Consider the following 24,751-nt stretch of genomic DNA (forward strand, 5'->3'; position numbering starts at 1 on the left):
TAAAGGATTAAAAATAAAGTACGCGCTGTAGTTCACTAAAACTTGTGATTCCTTGTTTGAGTTTTTCTATGCCCGACATTTGTAACGTGCTCATACCATTTGCGATGGCGAGTTTTTCTAGTTCATGTACCGAGGCGCCTTTAATAAGCGCTTCGGAAAGAAATTCATCAAAGCGCATCACTTCATAAATCCCCGTTCGGCCGGAATAACCATGGGTACACTCATTGCATCCATCGGGATTGGCTTTAAAAATGTTGTCGCTTGCTTGAATTCCAAGATGTTGTAGCTGAACGGTAAGCTCTTGTGATTGTTTACAGTGCGAGCACAGTTTACGGGCTAAGCGCTGGGCAATAATCAAACTAAGAGATGAGGCCAAGTTAAAGCTTTCTACGCCCATGTTTGATAAACGAATAACCGTTTCAGCCGCAGAATTGGTATGCAAGGTTGAAAGTACTAAGTGACCGGTTTGCGATGCTTTTATGGCGATTTCCGCAGTGTCTAAGTCACGAATCTCACCGACCATGACCACATCGGGGTCTTGACGAAGAAAAGAGCGCAGGGCTTCGGCAAAACCAAAACCAATCTTAGGCTGAACTTGAACTTGGTTAATGCCCGATAAGTTAATTTCTACTGGGTCTTCTGCCGTGGAAATGTTGATTTCTGGTTTATTGAGAATACTCAGCCCAGTGTACAGAGAAACGGTTTTCCCGCTCCCAGTTGGGCCTGTCATCAGAATCATGCCTTGTGGGCGACGCAGCGCATCCAAGTACAATTGTTTTTGTTGTTCGCTATAACCAAGCTTGTCGATATCCAGTGACGCAGAGCTGCTGTCGAGCAGTCGTAATACAATTTTCTCTCCGAATAGAGTAGGTAGCGTGGATACACGCATATCAATCGCGGTGTCTTGATTCAACTTGAGCTTAATACGCCCATCTTGTGGTAAACGTCGCTCTGCAATATCAAGCTTAGAGAGGATTTTGATACGAGCGGATAAGCGGCGACTTAAGTGGCTTGGCGGCTGCTGTGTTTCGATTAAGATGCCATCGCAACGTAGGCGCACGCGGTACATCTTTTCATAAGGTTCAAAGTGGATATCGGATGCGCCTTTGCGCACAGCGTCCAACAGAATTTGGTTTATGTAACGGCTAACAGGAGACTCATCTTGGCTCAAGTCTTCAATGTTGTCGATTTCATCTGCGCCCACGTCAACCAGATTGGCTAACTCTTCTTGGTTGATCTCTTTTAACCCGGACTTCTCATGACTCAATGAACGACCATATAAGCGCCGAATCGCAGCGGTCAGTTCGCGAAAATCAGCCAGAACAAGTTCGACTTGCAAGCCTGTTGCAAAACGAAAGTCGTCTTCGGCTTGAAGATTGGTTGGATCGGCAACCGCGAGAATCAAAGTTGATGAGGTGCGATTAAGCGGCAGAGCGTTGTGCCGAGTGATCAAATCTCGCAAACCTAGTGTTTGGCATAACGAAGCGTATTCGTATTGATTGAGAGAAGCGCAAGAAAGCCCGAAAACAGAGCTTAGGTGCTCCGTTAATTCATGAGATTGAAAAAAGCCAGAATTGAGCAAAGCCTCCGGCATTGATATACCAGAAGCTTTAGCTTGCTCAAGTAACAGTTCTTCTTGGGAAAAAGTCAGTATCCCTGCTTGGCGAAGAACTGTTGAGAGGTTGGTTAGCATTAGTTACCAGAACAATCTATGCTACGTCCAGCGGTTGTACAGCCAGTACCTGTTAGGTCCCATTGTACAACACCATTACCAATCTGAGGGGTCAATGTTAAAGTCAGGTTAGCACCTTGATCATCAACACCGGTAGTGGTCATGGTGATAATGCCATTTGTAACCGCTAACTCGTCCACATAAGCAATGGTCGCACCAGCGTTATTTGCTGCAATTGCTGCTGGGATGTCATTGGCGGCGTTGTTGCAACCGTTAAGCTGGCCACGCTCTTGAGCACACATGGCAATGGCTGTTTTAAAGCCACTGATCCCTGCTGCTGCACCCGCAACACGAGTTCGTTGTGTGTAGTCTGAGTAGGCAGGCACGGCAAATGCAGCCAAAATACCGATAATCGCCACCACAATCATCAATTCAATCAGAGTAAAACCCTGTTGTTTTTTATGTTTACTGTTTTTCATTTTTAACCCTTTCTTAAAAATTAATAATGCTCTTGCATTAGCGAAAGATTATGGAGAGTTAAGGTGGGTTGAAAATGGGGAAGAGATGGGCTCTCGAGTGAGATAAAACTCTTTGGTAAAAAGTTGCATATCGCATGCAGAGTTTTGCGAGTAGTACTATTATTTTAGTGGATAAAAAGAAAGGGCCAATTGGCCCTTTTAAATGATGAGTTACTCACAACTCACTGAGTTAGTTGAAGTAATTTAGATTTGTTGCTTTTATTATTTGAAGCGCATCGAAAGATCCATCGCTTTTAAATGCTTAGTCAACGCGCCTACCGAAATGTAATCGACACCGGTTTCTGCGTATTCTGCGATGGTCTCTAGCGTAATGTTGCCGGAGTTTTCTAAAGCGGCACGACCTGCGTTAATCGCTACGGCTTCACGCATCATTTCTTTTGTGAAGTTATCGAGCATGATGATGTCGGCACCAGCCTCTATCGCTTGTTTCAACTCTTCTAAGCTTTCCGTTTCGACTTCTACCGGTTTGCCTGGGTTGAGCTCTTTCGCTTTTTGGATAGCTTGAGTGATGCCACCACAAGCAATAATGTGATTCTCTTTAATAAGGTAAGCGTCGAACACACCGATGCGATGGTTAAAGCCACCACCGCAGGTCACGGCGTATTTTAGTGCGCTACGCAGACCAGGAATGGTTTTGCGTGTGTCTAGTAGACGGCACTCAGTATGCGCGATTTTTTCAGCGTACTCTGCGGTAACTGTTGCGCAGCCAGACAGCGTTTGGATGAAATTCATTGCGTTACGCTCACCAGTCAACAGGTCACGAGCAGGGCCTGTCAGCGTGCAAAGGGTTTGGTTAGGTTTGACCTTATCGCCGTCCTTTACGTGCCATTCAATGCTGACCTTGCCACCGAGCTGTTTAAAAACTTCATCAGCCCATGCTTGACCACAGAACACACCATGCTCACGAGTAATAATCGTTGCGGTATTAACCGCATCGGCAGGGATCAAAGATGCAGTAATGTCATTATCTGCGTCGACACTGCCACCTAGATCTTCTTTTAAGGTATCAGCGACAGAGCGAGTGATCTCTAAAGGGAGTTGTTGTTTAAGGTATTCTAGGCGTTCTTGAATGTTGTGTGTGTTCTTCATCGCAAATCTTGTCTTGAAAGGGAGATGGCAACGAATGATACTCTCCGGTGTCAATAATTTCAGCAGTTAATTTGCAAAGTAGAGAGGTTGATATGCGCCCAATTATCGAGAATGGCTGGCTGACACAAGCAAAGCATGTTCCGTCACCATTTTTTGATGCCCGCTCTGATGTAAACGACATCTCTCTGCTGGTGGTACACAATATCAGTTTGCCTCCTGGGCAGTTTGGTGGACCATATATAGAGGACTTCTTCACTGGCAAGCTAGACCCAAATGAACATCCATTTTTTGAAGTTATTCACAAAATGGGCGTTTCTGCACATTGCTTGATTAAAAGAAACGGCGAGGTTGTTCAATTTGTTTCTTTTCTCGATAGAGCATGGCATGCCGGTCAATCCAGTTTCGCGGGCAGGGAGCGTTGTAATGACTATTCCATTGGTATCGAGCTTGAAGGGACAGAATTTACTGCCTACACAGAAGCGCAATATCAATCACTTGCAGAGATCACTGAGGTGATTATGCAGTCTTATCCTCAAATCACCCCGCCACGAATTACCGGTCATCAATATATTGCGCCCTTGAGAAAAAGCGATCCTGGTCTAAGCTTTGATTGGGTGAAATATAGACTGCTTATACAGCGTTGATTTGTAGCGAAAGTGTAAATTCAAAAAAGCGAAATAAATAAGGCATACGATCAGGTATGCCTTTTTTTGATACCAGAAATATTAATGATTGTTAAAAGTTAACTACATTTTTACGCTCGTACATGCCGTTTTGGTGAATAAATAGACTGATAATTTTGTCATTTTCTGTATTTCTTTTCCAAAACTGCTAGCACGTCGACTTCCCATTTGTATGCTTTATGTAATTGGTCATACCAATTCTATTGCTGTTTTAACAGTCGATTGTTATCAGAGTGTTGGAAGTAAGCTCGTTCTATGATTTAGGTCAATTTTCGGCTGGACAGTGGCGTTTTAATTATGTTAATTTCTGCACCAACTTAAAATTGGTATTACCAATTACCTGCAAGAGTAGAAGAACAATAAATTATGGCTTATCAAAGGATTCGTCAGCCAAAACTCTCTGATGTTATAGAACAAGAGTTAGAAAGGTTGATAGTGGAAGGAACATTGTCTCCGGGGCAACAACTGCCTCCAGAGCGTGAACTGGCAAAACAGTTCGATGTGTCTCGTCCTTCAGTCCGAGAAGCCATTCAACGCTTGGAAGCGAAGCGTTTGTTGACTCGTCGCCAAGGTGGCGGAACATTCGTAAGTGAGAATATCTGGAAGAGCTTTTCAGATCCCTTGTTGAATTTGTTGTCTAGTCATTCTGAAACCCAGCTTGATGTGCTTGAGTCTCGTCATGCAATGGAAGGAATTTCAGCTTACTTTGCAGCTTTACGTGGTACCGAAGAGGATTTTGCGCGTATTCAAGGTTGCCTTGAACGCATTAGCCAAGAGCAAGCAAACAACGATATCGAAGCTGAATCTGCGGAAGTGATGCAATTTTTGATCGCTTTGACAGAAGCCGCGCACAACGTGGTTTTGTTGCACATTGTTCGAAGCTTAGCACCTTTGCTTGAGCAAAATATTCTACAAAATTTTAAATTACTACGTCGCCGCCCAGAAGCGGTCGAGAAAGTCAGTAAACACCGAGCCAATATCGTGGATGCGATTGTTTCTGGTCAGCCTGAAAAGGCGCGAGAAATGTCCCACTCGCACTTGGCTTACATCGAAGAAACATTGTTGGATTTGACTCGAGAAGAGTCTCGACGAGAGCGTTCTCTACGTCGAATTCAGCAGGGTAACGACTCGTAAGAGCGTTACTTAAATAAGTAGATCCAACCAACAGAAGGATAGATCGCCATGTCTGATATGAAGCATGACGTAGATGCACTGGAAACTCAAGAATGGCTACAAGCGCTTGAGTCAGTTGTACGTGAAGAAGGTCTAGAGCGTGCTCAATTCCTATTAGAGCAAGTTCTAGATAAAGCACGTCTAGACGGTGTTGATATGCCAACAGGTATCACAACTAACTACATCAACACGATTCCTGCAGACCAAGAACCAGCATACCCAGGTGACACAACACTTGAGCGTCGTATTCGCTCAATTATTCGTTGGAACGCTATCATGATCGTTCTACGTGCATCTAAGAAAGACCTAGAGCTAGGCGGCCACATGGCGTCTTTCCAGTCTTCTGCTGCGTTCTACGAGACATGTTTCAACCACTTCTTCCGTGCACCAAACGAGAAGGATGGTGGCGACCTAGTTTACTACCAAGGTCACATTTCACCAGGTATCTACTCACGCGCATTCGTTGAAGGTCGTCTAACTGAAGAGCAGCTAGACAACTTCCGTCAAGAAGTAGACGGCAAAGGTATTCCTTCATACCCGCACCCTAAACTGATGCCTGAATTCTGGCAGTTCCCGACAGTATCGATGGGCCTAGGTCCAATCGCTTCTATCTACCAAGCTCGTTTCCTTAAGTACCTAGAAGGCCGTGGTCTTAAAGACACTTCAGAGCAGCGCGTTTACGCGTTCCTAGGCGATGGTGAGATGGATGAGCCAGAATCACGTGGTGCTATCTCTTTCGCTGCGCGTGAGAAACTAGACAACCTATGTTTCCTAATCAACTGTAACCTACAGCGTCTAGATGGCCCTGTAATGGGTAACGGTAAGATCATTCAAGAACTTGAAGGTCTGTTCAAAGGTGCTGGTTGGAACGTAGTGAAGGTAATCTGGGGTAACAACTGGGATTCACTACTAGCTAAAGATACGACTGGTAAGCTTCTACAGCTTATGAATGAAACGATCGACGGTGACTACCAAACATTCAAATCAAAAGATGGCGCGTACGTACGTGAGCACTTCTTTGGTAAGTACCCAGAGACAGCTGCACTTGTTGCTGACATGACTGATGACGAAATCTTCGCACTTAAGCGTGGTGGTCACGAGTCTTCTAAGCTATACGCGGCATACAAAAACGCGGCAGAAACTAAAGGTCGTCCAACAGTAATCCTAGCTAAGACTGTTAAAGGTTACGGCATGGGTGAAGCGGCTGAAGGTAAGAACATCGCGCACCAAGTTAAGAAGATGGATATGACTCACGTACTACACCTACGTGATCGTCTAGGCCTTCAAGACATCCTAACTGACGAAGCAGTGAAAGAACTTCCGTACCTGAAACTTGAAGAAGGTTCAAAAGAGTACGAATACCTACACGCTCGTCGTAAAGCGCTACACGGCTACACGCCACAGCGTCTACCAAAATTCACTCAAGAATTCATCGTTCCTGAGCTAGAAGAATTCAAGCCACTACTAGAAGAACAGAAGCGTGATATCTCTTCTACTATGGCATTCGTACGTGCGCTAAACGTTCTACTTAAGAACAAGAACATTGGTAAGAACATCGTTCCTATCATTGCTGACGAAGCACGTACATTCGGTATGGAAGGTCTGTTCCGTCAAATCGGTATCTACAACCCGCACGGCCAAACTTACACACCAGAAGACCGTGGCGTTGTTTCTTACTACAAAGAAGCGACTTCAGGTCAGGTTCTACAAGAAGGTATCAACGAGCTAGGTGCTATGTCTTCATGGGTTGCTGCTGCGACTTCATACTCGACAAACGACCTACCAATGATCCCGTTCTACATCTACTACTCAATGTTCGGCTTCCAACGTGTTGGCGACATGGCGTGGATGGCTGGTGACCAACAAGCACGTGGTTTCCTACTAGGTGCAACTGCGGGTCGTACAACGTTGAACGGTGAAGGTCTACAGCACGAAGACGGCCACTCGCACATTTTGGCGGGTACGGTTCCTAACTGTATTTCTTACGACCCAACATTCGCGTACGAAGTAGCAGTAATCATGCAAGACGGTATCCGTCGCATGTACGGTCCAGAACAAGAAAACGTGTTCTACTACCTAACGCTAATGAACGAAAACTACGCAATGCCAGCAATGCCAGAAGGCGCTGAAGAAGGCATCCGTAAAGGTATCTACAAGCTAGAAACTTACACGGGCGACAAAGCGAAAGTTCAGCTAATGAGCTCTGGTACTATCATGAATGAAGTACGTAAAGCAGCTCAAATCCTAAGCGAAGATTACGGTGTTGCTTCTGATGTTTACTCTGTAACGTCATTCAACGAACTAACTCGCGATGGCCAAGATGCAGAGCGTTTCAACATGCTTCACCCAGAAGCGGAAGCGAAAGTACCTTACATCCAAACAGTAATGGGTACTGAACCTGCTATCGCAGCAACTGACTACATGAAGAACTACGCAGAGCAGGTTCGTGCATACATTCCTGCTGAGTCTTTCAAAGTTCTTGGTACTGATGGCTTCGGTCGTTCAGACAGCCGTGAAAACCTACGTCGTCACTTCGAAGTGAACGCAGGTTACGTAGTAGTAGCAGCGCTAACTGAACTAGCGAAACGTGGCGAAGTTGAGAAATCTGTAGTTGCAGAAGCAATTAAGAAATTCGACATCGACACAGAGAAAACAAACCCGCTATACGCTTAATTAAGAAGGTAGATAAGAAATGGCAATCGAAATTAATGTACCAGACATCGGTGCGGATGAGGTTGAAGTTACTGAGATTCTTGTAAGCGTTGGCGACAAGGTTGAAGAAGAGCAGTCTCTGATCACAGTTGAAGGCGATAAAGCTTCTATGGAAGTTCCTGCTTCTCAAGCGGGTATCGTTAAAGAAATCAAAGTTGCAGAAGGCGACAAGGTTTCTACTGGTTCTCTAATCATGATTTTCGAAGCCGAGGGTGCAGCTGACGCTGCACCTGCTCCTGCGGCAGAAGCAGCTCCAGCAGCAGCTCCAGCTCCAGCAGCAGCGGCAGAACTAAAAGAAGTTCACGTACCAGACATCGGTGGTGATGAAGTAGAAGTTACTGAAATCATGGTTGCCGTTGGCGACAGCATCGAAGAAGAGCAATCTCTTCTAACTGTTGAAGGCGACAAAGCTTCTATGGAAGTTCCAGCGCCATTCGCAGGTACTCTAAAAGAGATCAAAGTTGCAGCAGGCGATAAAGTATCGACTGGCTCACTTATCATGGTGTTCGAAACAGCAGGTTCAGGCGCTCCAGCAGCACCAGCGGCTGCTGAAGCTCCTGCGGCAGCAGCTCCAGCAGCGTCTGCGGCAAAAGAAGTGAACGTTCCAGATATCGGCGGCGACGAAGTTGAAGTTACTGAGATCATGGTTGCTGTTGGCGACACAGTGGAAGAAGAGCAATCTCTAATCACTGTTGAAGGTGACAAAGCTTCTATGGAAGTTCCTGCACCATTCGCTGGCACAGTTAAAGAAATCAAGATTGCAGCTGGCGACAAAGTGTCTACTGGCTCACTAATCATGGTATTCGAAGTGGCGGGTGCAGCACCTGCTCCTGCAGCAGCTCCAGCTCAAGCGGCAGCACCTGCAGCTCCGGCTCCTAAAGCAGAAGCTCCAGCGGCAGCAGCTCCAGCAGCGACTGGCGATTTCAAAGAAAACGATGAGTACGCTCACGCGTCTCCAGTTGTTCGTCGTCTAGCGCGTGAATTTGGCGTTAATCTTTCTAAGGTTAAAGGTTCTGGTCGTAAGAGCCGTATCCTAAAAGAAGACGTTCAAGCTTACGTGAAAGATGCACTTAAGCGTCTTGAGTCTGGCGCAGGTGCAGCAGCATCTGGCAAAGGCGACGGCGCGGCTCTTGGTCTACTACCATGGCCAAAAGTGGACTTCAGCAAGTTTGGTGAGACAGAAGTTCAACCGCTATCTCGCATTAAGAAGATCTCTGGCGCAAACCTACACCGTAACTGGGTAATGATCCCGCACGTTACACAGTGGGATAACGCAGACATCACTGCTCTTGAAGCATTCCGTAAAGAGCAAAACGCGATTGAAGCGAAGAAAGACACTGGCATGAAGATCACACCACTTGTGTTCATCATGAAAGCGGTAGCTAAAGCGCTTGAAGCGTTCCCAGCGTTCAACTCTTCTCTATCAGAAGACGGTGAGAGCCTAATTCTGAAGAAATACGTGAATGTTGGTATCGCGGTAGATACACCAAACGGTCTAGTTGTTCCTGTATTTAAAGACGTGAACAAGAAAGGCATCTACGAGCTATCTGAAGAGCTAATGGTGGTTTCTAAGAAAGCACGTGCTGGTAAGCTAACTGCGGCTGACATGCAAGGTGGCTGTTTCACTATCTCTAGCCTAGGCGGTATCGGCGGTACAGCGTTTACTCCAATCGTAAACGCACCAGAAGTTGGTATCCTAGGTGTGTCTAAGTCAGAAATGAAACCGGTATGGAACGGTAAAGAGTTCGAACCGCGTCTACAACTTCCACTGTCTCTATCATACGACCACCGTGTGATCGATGGTGCTGAAGGTGCGCGCTTCATCACTTACCTAAACTCATGTCTATCTGACATTCGTCGTCTAGTTCTGTAATAGAAATTAGATGAATGAGAGGCGGCAACTTAGCCGCCTCTGCTAATCATAATTACCGACAATTTGGTTATCAGCCTTGCTTCGTTCAGGGTTTTCACAATCGAATTGTTGTCTAGCTCACAGGCTAAATTGATTTACTTTTCACACCATTAACATCTCTGTAAACTGTTAGCGGTCTGAAAATAACTGTTTAAAACAAATCTCTCTTAAACATAAAAAATCGATACCCACTCAGCCTGTTAGGGATAATGACTACAAGAGGTCAAAATGAGCAAAGAAATTAAAGCCCAAGTTGTTGTACTTGGTTCTGGTCCTGCTGGTTACTCCGCTGCATTCCGTTGTGCGGACTTAGGTCTTGAAACTGTACTAGTTGAACGTTACAGCACGCTTGGCGGTGTATGTCTGAACGTGGGTTGTATCCCATCTAAAGCACTGCTTCACGTTTCTAAAGTAATTGAAGAAGCGAAAGCGATGGCTGACCACGGCGTTGTGTTCGGTGAGCCTCAAACAGACATCAGCAAAATCCGCATCTGGAAAGAAAAAGTTGTTAACCAACTAACTGGCGGCCTAAGCGGTATGGCTAAGATGCGTAACGTAACAGTAGTTAACGGTTACGGTAAGTTCACTGGCCCTAACTCTATCCTTGTAGAAGGCGAAGGTGAGCCAACAGTTGTTAACTTTGACAACGCAATCGTTGCGGCTGGTTCTCGTCCAATCAAACTGCCATTTATCCCGCATGAAGACCCACGTATTTGGGACTCTACTGACGCTCTAGAACTAAAAGAAGTGCCAGAAAAACTGCTTATCATGGGCGGTGGTATCATCGGTCTAGAAATGGGTACGGTTTACCACTCTCTAGGTTCTAAAGTTGAAGTTGTTGAAATGTTTGACCAGGTAATTCCTGCAGCAGACAAAGATATCGTGAAAGTATTTACTAAGCGTATTAAAGACAAGTTCAAGCTAATGCTAGAAACGAAAGTAACAGCAGTTGAAGCAAAAGAAGACGGTATCTACGTTTCAATGGAAGGCAAGAAAGCGCCAGCTGAAGCTGAGCGTTACGATGCGGTTCTAGTTGCTATCGGTCGTGTACCAAATGGTAAGCTAATCGACGGTGAAAAAGCGGGTCTAGAAATTGACGAGCGCGGCTTCATCAACGTTGATAAGCAAATGCGTACTAACGTTCCTCACATCTTCGCGATCGGTGATATCGTTGGTCAACCAATGCTTGCTCACAAAGGTGTGCATGAAGGTCACGTAGCTGCTGAAGTTATCTCTGGTAAGAAGCACTACTTCGACCCTAAAGTTATCCCTTCAATTGCGTACACTGAGCCAGAAGTGGCTTGGGTTGGTAAGACTGAAAAAGAAGCGAAAGAAGAAGGCATCAAGTACGAAGTAGCAACATTCCCATGGGCAGCATCAGGTCGTGCAATCGCATCTGACTGTGCAGACGGTATGACTAAGCTAATCTTCGACAAAGAAACTCACCGCGTAATCGGTGGTGCTATCGTTGGTACTAACGGTGGTGAACTACTTGGTGAAATCGGCCTTGCAATTGAGATGGGCTGTGATGCAGAAGATATCGCTCTGACTATCCACGCTCACCCAACTCTACACGAGTCTGTAGGTCTAGCTGCTGAAGTATTTGAAGGTTCAATCACTGACCTGCCAAACAAAAAAGCAGTTAAGAAGAAGTAAGCTTTTTCTGACTGAATGATAGAAGCCGCTGCATTGCAGCGGTTTTTTTATGCTTGTTATATAGAAATATAAATGTGTGCTTAGCTGACAGCAGACAATAAAAAGCCCACCAAACGGTGGGCTGACATATATTACGAGCTAAGCTTTAGTGTTCACGGTTGTAAATGCAAAGCATATCTAAGTATGAATTCACTAGATGTTTCAGCTCCGCTTCACCTTTAGCGCGGTTCGCTTGGACAAACAGTGAGTAACAAATACCGTGGAACAGGTTTGCCAAGTGTTCTGAATCGTGCTGGTCACACACTTCGCCACGTTCAATTGCTTTAATGAACATGTTTTGTACCAGCAACTGGTTAGTACGGTTAGTTGAAACAAACAATGGCCATACTTCGTCACGTGTTGAAGCACTCCACTCGAACCATACTTTTAGCCAGTGACAATCTTGGCTGACAAGCTCGATCATCGCATTAGTAATATTGGCGATGTTTTCACGTGCATGTAAGTCTAGGTCTATGTTATCCGATAGGAAGTTTGAGAACTGACGTACGACGTGATTGAGAACTTCATCCACCAAGTCTTCGCGTGTAGGGAAGTAGTTAAAAACAGTCGCTACAGAAACTTGAGCAATTTCTGCGATATCTGCGTGACCACCACGACCGATGCCGCGGCGCGCAAATACTTCCAATGCGATTTCCATTAACTGTTGCTTACGCTTAATTGGAGAAAGCCTAGTTCTAGGTCTCTTTGCAATTGAGTCCATATCCATTTTCCTTGCCATTTGAGTTGATATTGGTGGTAACCCCCTAATTGATTATTTTAATAGTTGCTTAAAGCAGTGATGAGTGTAATGGTGCATATGCACAAGGTCAACATCTGTAGAACAATTTATATACAGTAATGTCATTATTATTGATAAATTTAGCTATGAACTTTATAAAACTAAGACCTTCTTCCAAGATTTTTTGGCAACAGGATGCGACTTTCAACCCAATGAACGTGGTGATACACTACACGCCGTAAGATTAGGTGATCGTTTGCGTGCGACTTACCTCAACCCACAAATTTAGATTGAGCACAGTATGAAACATACAATAGAAGTCATGATTTCTGAGCAAGAAGTTCAGGAGCGAGTTCGTGAATTAGGCAAACAAATTACAGAGCGTTATCAAGGTAGTGAAGATCTTGTGTTGGTAGGCTTATTGCGTGGCTCATTTGTATTTATGGCAGACTTGGCACGTGCTATCGAACTGACTCACCAAGTTGATTTTATGACTGCGTCAAGCTACGGCAATACGATGGAAAGCTCACGTGACGTTCGTATCTTGAAAGATTTGGATGATGACATCAAAGGTAAAGACATTCTGCTTGTTGAAGACATCATTGACACTGGTAACACACTAAATAAAATCCGTGAGATTCTTTCGCTACGTGAGCCGAAGTCTATCGCTATTTGTACGCTCCTAGATAAGCCATCTCGTCGTGAAGTGAATGTTCCTGTGGATTGGATTGGTTTCGAAATTCCAGATGAATTTGTCGTTGGGGTGGGTATTGATTACGCGCAGAAATACCGCCACTTACCATACATCGGTAAAGTTGTACCTCAAGAATAATCATTGAGAGCAGCATTAAAAATATAAAAAAAACGCCCATCTAAGATGGGCGTTTTTTGTTCAACTTTTAGATATGACTTAGCGACAAAGCAGCTTGTTATCTGTATTTAGAATCGTCGAAAGAGCTTTCTGGTAAGACGCTTCTACGGTTTCCTTAGAGTTAGAACGAATGCCTAAGTACTCTAAGCGACCATCTTCAATTCCGTATACCACACCATGAATTTCAACATCTTGTCCACGCTCCCAAGCGTTTTGCAGGATGGTTGAGTTACCCAAGTTGTACACTTGCTCTGCAACATTAAGCTCGCCTAGTTTATCCGCTCGATCTTGTTGCGGCATTTGATCTAGGTAAGTGCGGTGTTTGAAATAGATATCTCTGATATGTAACAGCCAATTATTAATAAGACCTAGCTTAGGGTTATCAATGGCTGCATTTACGCCACCACATCCATAGTGTCCACAGACAATGATGTGTTTAACCTTAAGAACGTCTACGGCGTACTGGACGACGGATAGACAGTTGAGATCAGTATGGATAACTTGGTTTGCAACATTCCGATGAACAAAGAGTTCACCTGAGTATAGTCCGGTTAGTCGCTCGGCAGGGACGCGGCTATCAGAGCAGCCAATCCAAAGAAAATCAGGCTTTTGCCCCTCAGCGAGTTTTGCGAAGTATTCAGGTCGATCAGATTTGATCTCTTGAGACCATTTCGAATTGTTTTCAAATAACTGTTTTATTTCCGGCATTTTGCAAACTACTTCCCTTAAAAGACAAAATCGCTGCCGCTGTTTGTGTGCACATGCAAGCGATCAGTGTTGTAACTATACACAATGTTACAATTTCGATCTCGTTAAATATTCGTCAGATAGGACTCATCTGACTAGTTTTCATTAAGAAAAAAGTAAAATCTGGTGAAACTATTTGTGGTGTGAATTTAGCCTTAATCTATTTATGGTTTAAATTTTCGCCTAGCTCGTTAAAGTAGTGATATTTTACTTTTTAAAATTGAATGCAGGGAAAATCAGCAGTGTTCGGTAGTCGTTTTGAAGATATCAATTTCAAAGGGGATGTATTTGGCGGGGTAACCACGGCGATTATCTCTCTCCCTCTGGCGTTAGCGTTTGGTGTTGCATCCGGAGCCGGTGCTGAGGCCGGCCTTTGGGGGGCAATAATGGTCGGTTTGTTTGCCTCGTTATTTGGTGGTTCTAATACGTTAATATCAGAACCGACAGGGCCAATGACGGTAATCATGACCGCAGTATTAACCAGTATGATGGCGAAATACCCAGAAACGGGCATGGCTATGACTTTCACGGTTGTCATGATGGCTGGAGCGTTCCAAATCCTATTGGGGACGTTAAAACTGGGTAAATACGTTACCTTGATGCCTTACAGCGTTATTTCTGGGTTTATGTCTGGCATAGGTGTGATTCTTATCATTCTGCAGTTATCGCCTTTGATGGGGCATGCTGCGCCTTCAGGGGGAGTACTCGGAACGTTATCTGCTTTGCCGGAGACCATTTCTAACCTTAAGTTCAGTGAGTTGTTTTTGGGACTACTGACTTTGGGGATTCTTTTTTTCTTCCCTAAGCAATATCGTAAATACGTTCCTGCACAGCTCGTGGCATTGGTCGCGGTGACTTTATTGTCTGTGATTCTCTTTGATACAGAAGATATTCGTCGTATCGGTGAAATTCCTGCTGGGTTACCTTCTCTCGTCGCCCCTTATATTGACACAGATATGTTTGTCGAGATGGTCATTGATGCATTAGTGCTCGGCACGTTAGGTTGTATTGATACTTTGTTAACGGCGGTTATCGGTGACTCATTAACTCGTAAAGAACACGACTCAGATAAAGAGCTGCGAGGTCAAGGGTTAGCTAACATGATCTCTGGCTTGTTTGGTGCGCTGCCGGGGGCGGGAGCTACCATGGGGACGGTAACGAATATCCAAGTTGGGGCTCGTTCGCCATTATCTGGTGTGATTCGCGCACTAATGTTGGCGTTGGTTGTACTGGTTGCTGGTGGGCTAACAGAGCCAATCCCGATGGCTGTGTTAGCAGGCATTGCGGTGTATGTTGGCTTTAACATCCTAGACTGGAGCTTTATTCAGAGGGCACATAAGGTAAGCTTTTCCGGAATGGCGGTGATGTATGGCGTTATGTTGCTTACAGTATTCGTTGATCTTATCGTTGCGGTGGGTTTAGGCGTCTTTATCTCGAACATTATCATCATCGAGCGTTTGAGCCGAGAGCAGGCGCGACAAGTAAAAGCGATCAGCGACGCGGATGAAGATGATGTGCCGCTGACTGACAGCGAGCGTGGTTTGTTGGATCGTGCTAATGGTAAAGTGCTGTTCTTTTATCTTTCCGGTCCGATGATCTTTAGTGTTTCTAAAGCCATTTCACGTCAGCACTCTAGTATTTCGGACTATGACGTGATGATTCTCGATCTTACGGATGTACCAATGATTGATGTAACCGTCGGTTTGGCGTTAGAGAATGCGATTAAGGATGCTCTCGATGCCAATTGTGCCGTGTATTTATTATGCCCGAATGAGCGAACACGAGAACAGCTAGAGAAATTCCATGTGATTGACCTTGTCCCGGATGAAAATATGTACCAATTCCGTTACGAAGCATTGAATGCGGCGGTGGCACATGTTGAGGCAGACCAGTATCAGCGCATAACGGCGTAATCATTCTGACAGTTAAAAACGCAACAGTTTCCTGTTGCGTTTTTTTATGCTCTATTTTGTCTTACTTAGAGATAACCTTTACGAGGTAAGGGTTATATTTCCAATATTATCGAAAGGTTTATTTGTAATCATCGTTATTCAACGATAAACTGATGGACCTCCAGTACGATACCCAAGGCGATTTTGTAGTAAACCGCTGCTAAATATGAGTCGGTATTAGTAATCACAAACAAACGGCAATCAAGACCTTATGTACGCATTAGAAATTGAACAATTGCGCAAGACGTATGCAGGTGGCTTTGAGGCGTTAAAAGGTATAAGTCTCCAAGTGAAAAAGGGTGACTTCTACGCGCTTCTGGGTCCCAATGGTGCAGGAAAATCGACCACGATTGGCATCATTTCCTCCTTAGTGAATAAAACCTCCGGAACGACGAAAGTTTTCGGTTATGACATTGATACCGACCTCGAATTGGCCAAGCAGAATTTAGGCTTGGTGCCACAGGAGTTCAACTTCAACCAGTTTGAAACCGTTGAGCAAATTGTGATGCAGCAAGCTGGCTATTACGGTGTGTCTAAAGTATTAGCCAAAGAAAGAGCAGAAAAATACCTGAAAAAATTGGATTTATGGGAAAAACGCCAAGAGCGTGCTCGTAACCTATCCGGTGGGATGAAGCGTCGTTTAATGATCGCAAGAGCTTTGATGCACGAGCCGCAACTACTCATTTTAGATGAACCAACGGCTGGAGTGGATATTGAACTACGCCGCTCAATGTGGGGGTTTCTGAAAGAGATCAACCAAGAGCAAGGAATTACGATTATTTTAACGACACACTACCTAGAAGAAGCGGAGATGCTGTGTCGAAATATCGGCATTATTAATCGTGGTGAGCTGATTGAAAATACCACCATGAAGGCGTTACTAGGTAAGCTAAGCGTCGAGACATTTATCTTGGATATTGAGTCAGAAGTCGAGGTGCCTGAGCTTGAAGGTGTTAATCGACAAAGTATTGTTGATGGCTCTTTAGAGATAGAACTAGATAAGAGCCAAGGATTGAATTCGGTATTCAGTCAGTTAACAGAGCATGGCATTAAAGTTCTCTCAATGCGTAACAAAGCCAACCGACTTGAAGAGTTGTTTGTCAGCATTGTAAGAGAGGGGAGTAATTAAATGTACGGTTTATATTGGACGGCATTTCGCAGCTTGCTGAGCAAAGAAGTCACTCGTTTTACACGTATTTGGGTGCAAACCTTAGTGCCGCCAGCCATTACGATGACGTTGTACTTCATCATTTTCGGCAATCTTATTGGCTCTCGAATTGGTGAGATGAGCGGCTTTAGTTACATGGAGTACATTGTTCCAGGTTTGATCATGATGTCGGTGATCACTAACTCATACTCGAACGTGGCGTCGTCATTCTTTAGTGCAAAGCTACAGAAGAATATTGAAGAACTGCTGGTGGCACCGGTACCAAACTATGTGATTATTGCTGGCTATGTGATGGGCGGCGTGACTCGAGGTTTGTTGGTCGGTGCAATTGTTACTTGTGTGTCACTTTTGTTCGTTGATTTGCAAGTGGAGCACTGGGGCATTATTGTCGCGACTGTCTTCATGACGTCGGTGGTATTTGCTCTCGGTGGCTTGATCAATGCGGTTTACGCAAAAACGTTTGATGATATTTCGATCATCCCTACGTTTGTATTGACTCCTTTAACTTACTTGGGAGGAGTCTTTTATTCGATCAGTCTGCTGCCTGAATTTTGGCAAGGCGTTTCTAAGATCAACCCAATCGTCTACATGGTGAATGCGTTCCGCTACGGCTTTTTAGGTGTCTCGGATGTGGGCATTGTCACTTCATTTAGTGTACTTGCAGTGTTTGTTGTTGCACTGTATGCCATTGCGCATTATCTAGTAACCAAAGGGATTGGGCTAAGAAGCTAAGCCATTCTCATAAAGCAAAGAGCGGCGATTCACGCTGCTCTTTCGCATGCATAACAATACATACCCATACAATTTTTCGGTTTTTATCATGGTAGGTTTCAATCATTTGTAATAAATGAGTGATCCTATGAATATTGTCCCGCCGCCGCCTTTCTCCTATCAGTTACTTAAGCCCAAATATTGGTCTGTATGGCTGGCATTTGGATCTTTAGCGATTCTTGTTAATGTACTGCCATACGTAGTATTGCGAATCTTAGGTAGAAGCATCGGCTGTATTGCGATGCATGTAATGAAGCGCCGACACAAGATCGCTCTGCGTAATCTCCAGCTGTGTTTCCCTGATTTTACGGATTGGCAATGTAAGGACGTAGTACGAAAAAACTTTCAATATACTGGAATGGCGATCATCGAAACCGGTATCGCTTGGTTTTGGCCAGATTGGCGGATACGTCGGATAACCTCTATTGTTGGAAAAGATCGTTTACTCGCTGAGGAAAAGAATGGACGTGGTGTGTTGGTGGTGTGCAGTCACCATTTAAACTTGGAGATAACCGCTCGTATTTTTAGCCAGTTTGCCCAAGGTTATGGCGTTTATCGCCCAAATTCGAATCCTGCTTATGAGTTTATTCAACATCGAGGTCGAACTCGTTTTGGACATCAAATGATTGATCGAAAAGACGTGAAATCAATGCTCAAAGTTCTGAAAAAGGGTCATCGACTTTGGTATTTGCCCGACCATGATTATGGCGTTAGCCATTCTGTTTTTGCGCCGTTTTTTGCTGTTGAACAAGCGGCGAGTACCGTCGGGTCTAGTGTTCTCATTGATGCAACAAAGTGCGCTGTTATATCTGGCGTTACAGTGAGTAAAAATCACCATTACACGCTGTACATTGGAAAAGACATTAGCGAGCGTTTCGAGAGACGTAATGCGGTTAAAGCGGCAAGCATCTTGAACCAAGAGCTTGAGAAAATGATAAAACGTGATATTCCAGCGTGGATGTGGCTGCACAAGCGGTTTAAAACTCGCCCTGAAGGGTTAGATTGCGTCTATACGTAGAGTATAAAAAAGGTCGACTAAGAGTCGACCTTTTTACTTTTATGACTCAGAGCTTACTCTGCGCTCTCTGAGTTTGTATTGTTAGATTCAGCTTCTTCCTTCGCTTCGACAACCATATCTACCGTTTGGTTATCGATAAGACGAGCCTTGCCTAGGAACGCAGACATCAGAATGACAGCTTGTGTCGTTTCTGGTGTGATCACTTGTAATGTACGAGCATCACGAATGAAGATCTCATCAGGGTGCAGACCTGCAGCTCGAAGTTGGTCGCTTGCATCTTCGATGATCGATGCGTAGTCATCGCGGCCACCGCGAATGGCACTACTGATCCAACGCATTGTACGAGCAAGTACAGGAGCACGTTGACGCTCGTCCAGCGTAAGCAAGCCATTGCGTGAACTCATTGCTAAACCGTCCATTTCACGTACGGTTGGTACACCGATGATTTCAATGTCCATTGCTAGGTCATCAACCATCTTGCGGATAACAGCAAGTTGTTGGAAGTCCTTCTCGCCGAAGCACGCGACATCCGGTTGTACGATGTTAAACAGCTTATTCACAATCGTCGTCACGCCACGGAAATGACCTGGTCGAGACGCGCCTTCGAGAATTGTTGATAGGCCAGGGACATCGACGAAGGTTTGCTTATCCAGACCTTCTGGGTAGATAACTTCTGGTGTTGGCGTAAATACCACATCGACCCCTTCAGAGGTTAACTTGCTTAAGTCTTCCTCTAGCGTGCGTGGGTAATTATTTAAATCGTCAGCACGATCAAACTGCATCGGATTAACAAAGATGCTTACGACAACGATATCAGCGTATTCGCGTGCTTTACGCACTAAAGTTAAGTGGCCTTCGTGAAGGTTGCCCATGGTAGGGACAAACGCCACTTTACGACCTTCACGTTTAAAGGTTTTAAGGTGTTCACGAACTGCTGAGATTTCCGCAAAAGTTTGCATGCATTTATCCTCTAGGCAATGGTATGAGCGTCGTCTGGGAATACACCGTTGGCTACATCTTCAATGTATTTAGTAACGGCTTTGCGCATATCACCTGTTTCAGCAAGAAAGTTTTTGGAGAATTTCGGCATGTAGTTGGCAGAAATACCGAACATATCATGCATTACGAGAATTTGACCATCTGTTACGTTACCTGCACCAATACCGATAACAGGAACGTCAAGCACTTGCGTAATACGTTCAGCAAGCTCAGCTGGTACGCATTCTAGTAAGACGATTTGAGCGCCTGCTTCTTGCAGCGCTAATGCGTCTTTTACCATGCGGTCTGCTTTTTCTTGATCGCGACCTTGGATTTTGTAACCACCAAAAATATTAACAGCTTGAGGAGTTAAACCAAGATGAGCACAAACTGGAACTGATCGTTCAGTGAGCATTTTCACCGTGTCGACAAGCCAGTCACCACCTTCAATTTTTACCATATTGGCACCAGCACGCATCAGTTTAGCCGCATTTTCGCAAGCTTGCTCTGGCGTGGTGTAGCTCATGAATGGCATGTCTGCCATCAACAAACAATTTGGGCTACCAGCACGTACGCAACGAGTATGGTAAGCGATATCATCGACCGTTACTGGCAGAGTATCGTTGTGACCTTGCAAAACCATACCTAGAGAATCACCAACAAGAAGTACTGGCATTTCTTGGCTTTCAAACAGTTGGGCAAAGCTCGCATCATAAGCGGTTGAAGTAGCAAATTTACGACCTTCTTGCTTCCACTTGATTAGGTCGTTGATGGTCATTTTTTTCATGGTTTTATCCTTACTAGGAGTTGGCTATGACTGCCAGATACTGAGGCCGTTTCTATCTACTTGTTCCAGTAGTTCAGAGACCTCGGTCCCATCAGGGAGTTGTAAACTTGGTGCAATTTCCGCAAGAGGGTAGAGTACGAATTCACGCTCTTTCATTCCATAATGAGGAACGATCAGCCTCTCGGAATTAATCACCTCATTGCCATAAAGCACAATGTCGAGGTCCAAGGTTCTTGGTCCCCAGCGTTCGTCTTTACGGACACGCCCTTGTTCTTGCTCTATAGCTTGTGTGCAATTGAGCAATTCAATAGGCGTCAAACTGGTGTTAATAGACACAACCGCATTGATGTAATCCGGTTGGTTTTGTGGCCCCATTGGCGTGCTGCTGTATAGCGAAGAAGCTTGAACAAACTCTGATTTAGGCAGCGTTTTTAATGCTTCAATCGCTTGCTTCGCTTGGCTGACAGGATCCGCCAAGTTACTGCCTACCGCAATGTACGCTGTAATCATGATTTGGGCTTACTCTTTTTCTTGCGATAAGTTTTACGGCGGCGCTGGCCTGTTTTCGGTGATTGACCGTCTAAGTCGGCAGCCATTGCTTGACGCATTTCTCGGCCTGCATTTTGAAAAGTTTCCCACCACTTGGCAAGCTTCTGAGTGTCACCACCTTCAATTTCACCGCGCATTTCAAGAAAATCAAAGCCAGCTCTAAATTTATTGAGCTCCATAAGACGGAATGCACGTTTACCGTTACGTCGTGGAAGACGAAGCTGTAACTGCCAAATCTCGCGAATGGTTGCGGTGTGGCGTCTTGGAATGGCAATTGTGCGAACTTGCTCGTCAAGAATGATGTTGCTCGCTTCCATAATGGCGTCGTAATGGCCTAAGTTGCGCTCTTCCATCAGTTCATCGGCTTTCGCACACAGTGGGTACCACAGCATTGCAGCAAACATAAATGCTGGATTGATGCGTTTCCCATCTTCGATGCGCATGTCGGTAGAATCTAGGACAAGATCCAACATCTGCTCAGTATGAGAGGAGTAATCTTCTGTAAAGTGCGCTGCAATCGTCGGGAATAGTTGCTGGAATAGGTTGTACTCACGCAGTAGGTGGTAGGTTTCTAAGCCATGACCGGATTGCAATAATTTGAGTGACTCTTCAAAAAGACGCGCTGACGGAATGTCACCGAGCAACGGTGCCATGTGTTCGATTGGCGCTGCGGTGTCTTCTTCAATATCAAAGTCTAGTTTTACCGCGAAACGAACCGCACGCAGCATGCGCACAGGGTCTTCACGGTAGCGTGTTTCTGGATCACCAATCAGTCGAATTAGGCGATCTTCTAAATCTTCAATACCACGTGCGTAGTCGTGAATCGAGTAATCTGCGATGTTGTAGTACATCGAGTTAATCGTGAAATCACGGCGCTCAGCATCTTCATCGATGGTGCCGTAGACGTTGTCACGCAGCAGCATACCCTCTTTTGATTGCTGAGAAATGCTCTTATTCTTTTGCTCTTGGTGGTGACCACGGAATGTCGCAACCTCAATGATGTCTCGGCCAAACATAATATGAGCCAAGCGGAAGCGGCGACCAATCAAACGGCAGTTACGAAATAGCTGTTTGATCTGTTCCGGCGTTGCGTTGGTCGCAATGTCAAAATCTTTTGGTTTTTGTCCAAGCAGTAAGTCTCGAACCCCGCCACCCACAAGAAAAGCATCGAAACCAGCACCATTTAGGCGGTACAGTACCTTCAGCGCATTATCACTGATCTGCTTACGCGAAATGTTGTGCTCTTCACGAGTTATTACATTGAGAGCGAGCTCTGGAATTGTGGCAGGTTCGCTTGGTGTATAGTCGTTTGTATTCATGTGCATCTGGCAATAACTGGGTTTAATCCAATCTTGCTTTGGTTAGTTTTATACGCCTCTAGGGCCTAATTTGCGGCTAATGATAGCCTACACAATGCCATTTGAGAATCACGGTGTGATCTCGATCTCTGCTGGAAGCTGTTCCAACCGCCAGTTTTCGCAGCCCCAACGAAGAATATCTTCTATGTTGGCCGCCCTTACGGTTTCAGGTATCTCGAAACCTAAAAATGTCATGGCGCGCAATAGAGTAGGTTTTGGTGTATCTATATCAATAGCCGTCGCGTGATTTTGTTTCGACAATTTATTGCCGTTGTTGTCCATCGCCAATGGTAAATGCAAGTAGCTAACTTCAGGCTGACCAAGTATTTGGTACAGGCTAATTTGACGCCCTGTCGGCTCGATTAAGTCTGCACCTCGCACGACTTCTGTGACGCCTTGGTCGATGTCGTCTAATACTACCGCAAGATTATAAGCAAATAATCCATCTCGACGTTTAATAATGAAATCTTCATTAACGAGTTGCTCTGGAATCGTAATGGTTCCCTGCTTTTGGTCGAGGAAATGAGCGACAGGCTTGGTCATTTTTAGGCGAATCGCGCCGTCTTTCAAGTTTTTATCGCGGCAAGTGCCAGGATAAAAACCGCCATGCTCTTTAATTTGCTTACGAGTACATTGGCAATAATAGGCTTCTCCATTTTCGAGCCATTTGTTTATTTGAGCTTGGTAAAGGTCGTGACGTTCGCTCTGGTATACCACTTCTCCATCCCAATGCAGCTGATAGGCCTTGAGTGCCTCTAGGATAAGTTGCGCTGCACCTGGCATTTCTCTTGGTGGGTCTAAGTCCTCAATACGTACTAACCAAGCTCCGTTTTGTGCTTTCGCTTGAAAATAACTGCCAAGAGCGGCAATCAGTGAACCAAAATGCAGTGGACCAGAAGGAGATGGGGCGAATCGACCTACATAGCGTGTCATGCGTGTATCTCGAATTTAGTAAACAAATAGGGTGCGAAGATAGCCAAAACAAAAAGGGAGCCTGAGCTCCCTTCAACAATCATAATGCTGGGTGATTAACCTTGCATTTGCTTCTCTTTGATTTCTGCAAGTGTTTTACAGTCAATACAAAGGTCAGCGGTTGGACGTGCTTCAAGACGGCGAACGCCAATCTCTACGCCACAAGACTCACAGAAGCCAAAATCGTCTTCTTTGATTTTATCCAAAGTCTTTTCAATCTTCTTGATCAAACGGCGTTCGCGGTCACGGTTACGCAGTTCTAGGCTGAACTCTTCCTCTTGAGAGGCGCGGTCAACTGGATCTGGGAAGTTTGCTGCTTCGTCCTGCATGTGGTGAACAGTACGATCCACTTCAGCTCTTAGCTGGTCGCGCCAAGCTGTTAAGATTTTCGTAAAGTGTTCAACCTGCTCTGGTGACATGTACTCTTCACCAGGTTTTTCCTGATATGGCTCCACGCCGGCAATGGCTAGGATGCCTATCGTTTTCTTCTTTGATTCTGGCATACAGCATCTCCTACTTACACCTAGTCAACTGCTACGCAGTCAATTTAAGGCGGGTATCTATAGCAAAAAGAGGCGGTGCAAGCAAATACTGAATCGCAAAGTTATCGTCAATGTGAAGACGACATCATTTTTTCTCTTAATTGATAAAATCAATAGCGGAAATCAGCTTCATTCCAGTATCGCTCAGTTCAGCTTTGTAGCAGAGAACTTCCACTCCAGCGTCTTGTGCTTGTTTGAGTAATAGTGAATATTTCGCGTCTATATGGTGCGCCGCGGATACTTTTTCAATACCTGAATGTAAAACAGTGAATAAAAGTATGGCTCTACTTCCATTTTGTGCCATTTCTGTGAGCTCTCTCAGGTGTTTTTGTCCCCGAGTCGTGACCGCATCTGGGAAGTATCCTTGTCCAGTAGAGTCGGTCTCATCAAGAAGAGTGACGCTTTTCACTTCTATATAGCACTTTGGCTTGTCGTCTGCGCTGAGCAAGATATCAATTCGGCTATTTTCATTGCCGTATTTCACCTCAGTTTGAAGTGTGTCATAACCACAAAGCTCTGAAATGACATTATTTTCAATAGCCTCTACGGCTAATTGATTGGCACGCGCGGTGTTGATACAAATACGGTGGCCTTGTTCGGTCTCACTCAACTCCCAACTATTGGGGTATTTTCGTTTCGGGTTGTCGGAAGTAGAAAACCAAACCTTGTTTCCGGGCGTTGCACAACCCGTCATTGCACCTGTATTTGCGCAGTGGATTGTACGGATTTCACCAGTATCGAGCTCGATATCGGCAAGAAAGCGTTTATAGCGTTTGAGTAGAGTGGCGGACTCTAAAGCGGGTGTGAAATGCATTTGCTTATTT

22 protein-coding genes are annotated in these 24,751 nt (G+C 45.0%); 10 read left to right on the forward strand and 12 right to left on the reverse strand.

Translation table 11 applies throughout. The features are described 5' to 3' along the window. Nucleotides 1–7: 7 nt before the first annotated feature. From pilB to nadC, 3 genes are all read right to left on the reverse strand, one after another. Nucleotides 8–1,693: a type IV-A pilus assembly ATPase PilB gene (pilB, locus tag R7Z49_RS12685; protein WP_005379975.1), complete on the reverse strand. Its 1,686-nt coding sequence runs from the start codon at nucleotides 1,691–1,693 to the stop codon at nucleotides 8–10. Beyond that, nucleotides 1,693–2,151, reverse strand: coding sequence for a prepilin-type N-terminal cleavage/methylation domain-containing protein (locus R7Z49_RS12690; protein ID WP_064368760.1), 459 nt, complete (start codon nucleotides 2,149–2,151; stop codon nucleotides 1,693–1,695). The genes pilB and R7Z49_RS12690 overlap by 1 nt, the downstream gene beginning before the upstream one ends. 261 nt (nucleotides 2,152–2,412) lie before the next feature. After that, nucleotides 2,413–3,300, reverse strand: a complete 888-nt coding sequence (gene nadC / locus R7Z49_RS12695) for a carboxylating nicotinate-nucleotide diphosphorylase (protein WP_017820396.1) — start codon at nucleotides 3,298–3,300, stop codon at nucleotides 2,413–2,415. A 92-nt stretch (nucleotides 3,301–3,392) separates the two neighbouring features. On the opposite strand from nadC, the gene ampD reads away from it, so the two are divergent. From ampD to lpdA, 5 genes are all read left to right on the forward strand, one after another. Next, nucleotides 3,393–3,944, forward strand: coding sequence for a 1,6-anhydro-N-acetylmuramyl-L-alanine amidase AmpD (gene ampD, locus R7Z49_RS12700; RefSeq protein WP_005386614.1), 552 nt, complete (start codon nucleotides 3,393–3,395; stop codon nucleotides 3,942–3,944). Between the two features lie 405 nt (nucleotides 3,945–4,349). Then, entirely contained in the window at nucleotides 4,350–5,117 is a 768-nt protein-coding gene (gene pdhR / locus R7Z49_RS12705; RefSeq protein WP_005379989.1) for a pyruvate dehydrogenase complex transcriptional repressor PdhR, read from the forward strand. A 48-nt stretch (nucleotides 5,118–5,165) separates the two neighbouring features. Next, complete coding sequence (gene aceE, locus R7Z49_RS12710) at nucleotides 5,166–7,829, forward strand: pyruvate dehydrogenase (acetyl-transferring), homodimeric type (protein WP_005386612.1); 2,664 nt, start codon at nucleotides 5,166–5,168, stop codon at nucleotides 7,827–7,829. Nucleotides 7,830–7,848: 19 nt separating this feature from the next. Further along, nucleotides 7,849–9,741 (forward strand): pyruvate dehydrogenase complex dihydrolipoyllysine-residue acetyltransferase, encoded by a 1,893-nt coding sequence (aceF, locus tag R7Z49_RS12715; RefSeq protein WP_132936923.1) that lies wholly within the window; start codon nucleotides 7,849–7,851, stop codon nucleotides 9,739–9,741. A gap of 267 nt (nucleotides 9,742–10,008) precedes the next feature. Continuing rightward, on the forward strand, nucleotides 10,009–11,436 hold the full coding sequence (lpdA, locus tag R7Z49_RS12720) for a dihydrolipoyl dehydrogenase (protein WP_005379993.1): 1,428 nt from the start codon (nucleotides 10,009–10,011) through the stop codon (nucleotides 11,434–11,436). 145 nt (nucleotides 11,437–11,581) lie between these two features. On the opposite strand, the gene opaR is transcribed toward lpdA, so the two are convergent. Then, the gene (gene opaR / locus R7Z49_RS12725; RefSeq protein WP_005379994.1) at nucleotides 11,582–12,196 is read right to left on the reverse strand and encodes a transcriptional regulator OpaR; all 615 of its coding nucleotides are present in this window, start codon (nucleotides 12,194–12,196) and stop codon (nucleotides 11,582–11,584) included. 319 nt (nucleotides 12,197–12,515) lie between these two features. On the opposite strand from opaR, the gene hpt reads away from it, so the two are divergent. Further along, nucleotides 12,516–13,046 carry a hypoxanthine phosphoribosyltransferase gene (gene hpt, locus R7Z49_RS12730; RefSeq protein WP_005379995.1) on the forward strand — a complete coding sequence of 177 codons (531 nt, stop codon included), beginning with the start codon at nucleotides 12,516–12,518 and terminating at the stop codon, nucleotides 13,044–13,046. 78 nt (nucleotides 13,047–13,124) lie between these two features. Here the strand turns inward: hpt and can are convergent, their stop codons facing one another. Further along, a complete protein-coding gene (can, locus tag R7Z49_RS12735) occupies nucleotides 13,125–13,793 on the reverse strand; it encodes a carbonate dehydratase (RefSeq protein WP_005379996.1) in 669 nt (222 codons plus the stop codon). A gap of 281 nt (nucleotides 13,794–14,074) precedes the next feature. On the opposite strand from can, the gene R7Z49_RS12740 reads away from it, so the two are divergent. From R7Z49_RS12740 to R7Z49_RS12755, 4 genes are all read left to right on the forward strand, one after another. Next, nucleotides 14,075–15,745 carry a SulP family inorganic anion transporter gene (locus R7Z49_RS12740; protein WP_005379997.1) on the forward strand — a complete coding sequence of 557 codons (1,671 nt, stop codon included), beginning with the start codon at nucleotides 14,075–14,077 and terminating at the stop codon, nucleotides 15,743–15,745. 250 nt (nucleotides 15,746–15,995) lie between these two features. Then, the gene (locus R7Z49_RS12745; protein WP_005380000.1) at nucleotides 15,996–16,913 is read left to right on the forward strand and encodes an ABC transporter ATP-binding protein; all 918 of its coding nucleotides are present in this window, start codon (nucleotides 15,996–15,998) and stop codon (nucleotides 16,911–16,913) included. Then, a complete protein-coding gene (locus R7Z49_RS12750) occupies nucleotides 16,914–17,684 on the forward strand; it encodes an ABC transporter permease (RefSeq protein WP_005386598.1) in 771 nt (256 codons plus the stop codon). It abuts the gene before it with no gap. Between the two features lie 127 nt (nucleotides 17,685–17,811). Continuing rightward, complete coding sequence (locus tag R7Z49_RS12755) at nucleotides 17,812–18,741, forward strand: Kdo(2)-lipid IV(A) acyltransferase (RefSeq protein WP_025768188.1); 930 nt, start codon at nucleotides 17,812–17,814, stop codon at nucleotides 18,739–18,741. A gap of 53 nt (nucleotides 18,742–18,794) precedes the next feature. On the opposite strand, the gene panC is transcribed toward R7Z49_RS12755, so the two are convergent. From panC to sfsA, 7 genes are all read right to left on the reverse strand, one after another. After that, nucleotides 18,795–19,700 carry a pantoate--beta-alanine ligase gene (panC, locus tag R7Z49_RS12760; RefSeq protein WP_005380005.1) on the reverse strand — a complete coding sequence of 302 codons (906 nt, stop codon included), beginning with the start codon at nucleotides 19,698–19,700 and terminating at the stop codon, nucleotides 18,795–18,797. 11 nt (nucleotides 19,701–19,711) lie between these two features. Next, nucleotides 19,712–20,506: a 3-methyl-2-oxobutanoate hydroxymethyltransferase gene (panB, locus tag R7Z49_RS12765; protein ID WP_005386592.1), complete on the reverse strand. Its 795-nt coding sequence runs from the start codon at nucleotides 20,504–20,506 to the stop codon at nucleotides 19,712–19,714. A 24-nt stretch (nucleotides 20,507–20,530) separates the two neighbouring features. Then, nucleotides 20,531–21,016 (reverse strand): 2-amino-4-hydroxy-6-hydroxymethyldihydropteridine diphosphokinase, encoded by a 486-nt coding sequence (gene folK / locus R7Z49_RS12770; RefSeq protein WP_017635910.1) that lies wholly within the window; start codon nucleotides 21,014–21,016, stop codon nucleotides 20,531–20,533. Beyond that, nucleotides 21,013–22,380 (reverse strand): polynucleotide adenylyltransferase PcnB, encoded by a 1,368-nt coding sequence (pcnB, locus tag R7Z49_RS12775; protein WP_005386589.1) that lies wholly within the window; start codon nucleotides 22,378–22,380, stop codon nucleotides 21,013–21,015. The genes folK and pcnB overlap by 4 nt, the downstream gene beginning before the upstream one ends. Nucleotides 22,381–22,482: 102 nt before the next feature. Then, complete coding sequence (gluQRS, locus tag R7Z49_RS12780; RefSeq protein WP_047102653.1) at nucleotides 22,483–23,346, reverse strand: tRNA glutamyl-Q(34) synthetase GluQRS; 864 nt, start codon at nucleotides 23,344–23,346, stop codon at nucleotides 22,483–22,485. A 95-nt stretch (nucleotides 23,347–23,441) separates the two neighbouring features. Next, nucleotides 23,442–23,888, reverse strand: coding sequence for an RNA polymerase-binding protein DksA (dksA, locus tag R7Z49_RS12785; RefSeq protein WP_005386584.1), 447 nt, complete (start codon nucleotides 23,886–23,888; stop codon nucleotides 23,442–23,444). 136 nt (nucleotides 23,889–24,024) lie between these two features. Beyond that, the gene (gene sfsA / locus R7Z49_RS12790) at nucleotides 24,025–24,741 is read right to left on the reverse strand and encodes a DNA/RNA nuclease SfsA (RefSeq protein ID WP_017635909.1); all 717 of its coding nucleotides are present in this window, start codon (nucleotides 24,739–24,741) and stop codon (nucleotides 24,025–24,027) included. Nucleotides 24,742–24,751: the final 10 nt, after the last annotated feature.

The organism is Vibrio sp. 1562 (assembly GCF_033340155.1).
GTDB lineage: Bacteria > Pseudomonadota > Gammaproteobacteria > Enterobacterales > Vibrionaceae > Vibrio > Vibrio alginolyticus.

Bases quoted from the DNA above. Each gene is read 5' to 3' on its own strand.
- R7Z49_RS12690 (WP_064368760.1), bottom strand. From the start codon at position 2,151: ATGAAAAACAGTAAACATAAAAAACAACAGGGTTTTACTCTGATTGAA.
- aceE (WP_005386612.1), top strand. From the start codon at position 5,166: ATGTCTGATATGAAGCATGACGTAGATGCACTGGAAACTCAAGAATGG.
- hpt (WP_005379995.1), top strand. From the start codon at position 12,516: ATGAAACATACAATAGAAGTCATGATTTCTGAGCAAGAAGTTCAGGAG.
- pcnB (WP_005386589.1), bottom strand. From the start codon at position 22,380: ATGCACATGAATACAAACGACTATACACCAAGCGAACCTGCCACAATT.
- opaR (WP_005379994.1), bottom strand. From the start codon at position 12,196: ATGGACTCAATTGCAAAGAGACCTAGAACTAGGCTTTCTCCAATTAAG.
- dksA (WP_005386584.1), bottom strand. From the start codon at position 23,888: ATGCCAGAATCAAAGAAGAAAACGATAGGCATCCTAGCCATTGCCGGC.
- gluQRS (WP_047102653.1), bottom strand. From the start codon at position 23,346: ATGACACGCTATGTAGGTCGATTCGCCCCATCTCCTTCTGGTCCACTG.
- lpdA (WP_005379993.1), top strand. From the start codon at position 10,009: ATGAGCAAAGAAATTAAAGCCCAAGTTGTTGTACTTGGTTCTGGTCCT.
- can (WP_005379996.1), bottom strand. From the start codon at position 13,793: ATGCCGGAAATAAAACAGTTATTTGAAAACAATTCGAAATGGTCTCAA.
- pdhR (WP_005379989.1), top strand. From the start codon at position 4,350: ATGGCTTATCAAAGGATTCGTCAGCCAAAACTCTCTGATGTTATAGAA.
- nadC (WP_017820396.1), bottom strand. From the start codon at position 3,300: ATGAAGAACACACACAACATTCAAGAACGCCTAGAATACCTTAAACAA.
- R7Z49_RS12750 (WP_005386598.1), top strand. From the start codon at position 16,914: ATGTACGGTTTATATTGGACGGCATTTCGCAGCTTGCTGAGCAAAGAA.
- R7Z49_RS12755 (WP_025768188.1), top strand. From the start codon at position 17,812: ATGAATATTGTCCCGCCGCCGCCTTTCTCCTATCAGTTACTTAAGCCC.
- panC (WP_005380005.1), bottom strand. From the start codon at position 19,700: ATGCAAACTTTTGCGGAAATCTCAGCAGTTCGTGAACACCTTAAAACC.
- panB (WP_005386592.1), bottom strand. From the start codon at position 20,506: ATGAAAAAAATGACCATCAACGACCTAATCAAGTGGAAGCAAGAAGGT.
- aceF (WP_132936923.1), top strand. From the start codon at position 7,849: ATGGCAATCGAAATTAATGTACCAGACATCGGTGCGGATGAGGTTGAA.
- folK (WP_017635910.1), bottom strand. From the start codon at position 21,016: ATGATTACAGCGTACATTGCGGTAGGCAGTAACTTGGCGGATCCTGTC.
- pilB (WP_005379975.1), bottom strand. From the start codon at position 1,693: ATGCTAACCAACCTCTCAACAGTTCTTCGCCAAGCAGGGATACTGACT.
- sfsA (WP_017635909.1), bottom strand. From the start codon at position 24,741: ATGCATTTCACACCCGCTTTAGAGTCCGCCACTCTACTCAAACGCTAT.
- ampD (WP_005386614.1), top strand. From the start codon at position 3,393: ATGCGCCCAATTATCGAGAATGGCTGGCTGACACAAGCAAAGCATGTT.
- R7Z49_RS12745 (WP_005380000.1), top strand. From the start codon at position 15,996: ATGTACGCATTAGAAATTGAACAATTGCGCAAGACGTATGCAGGTGGC.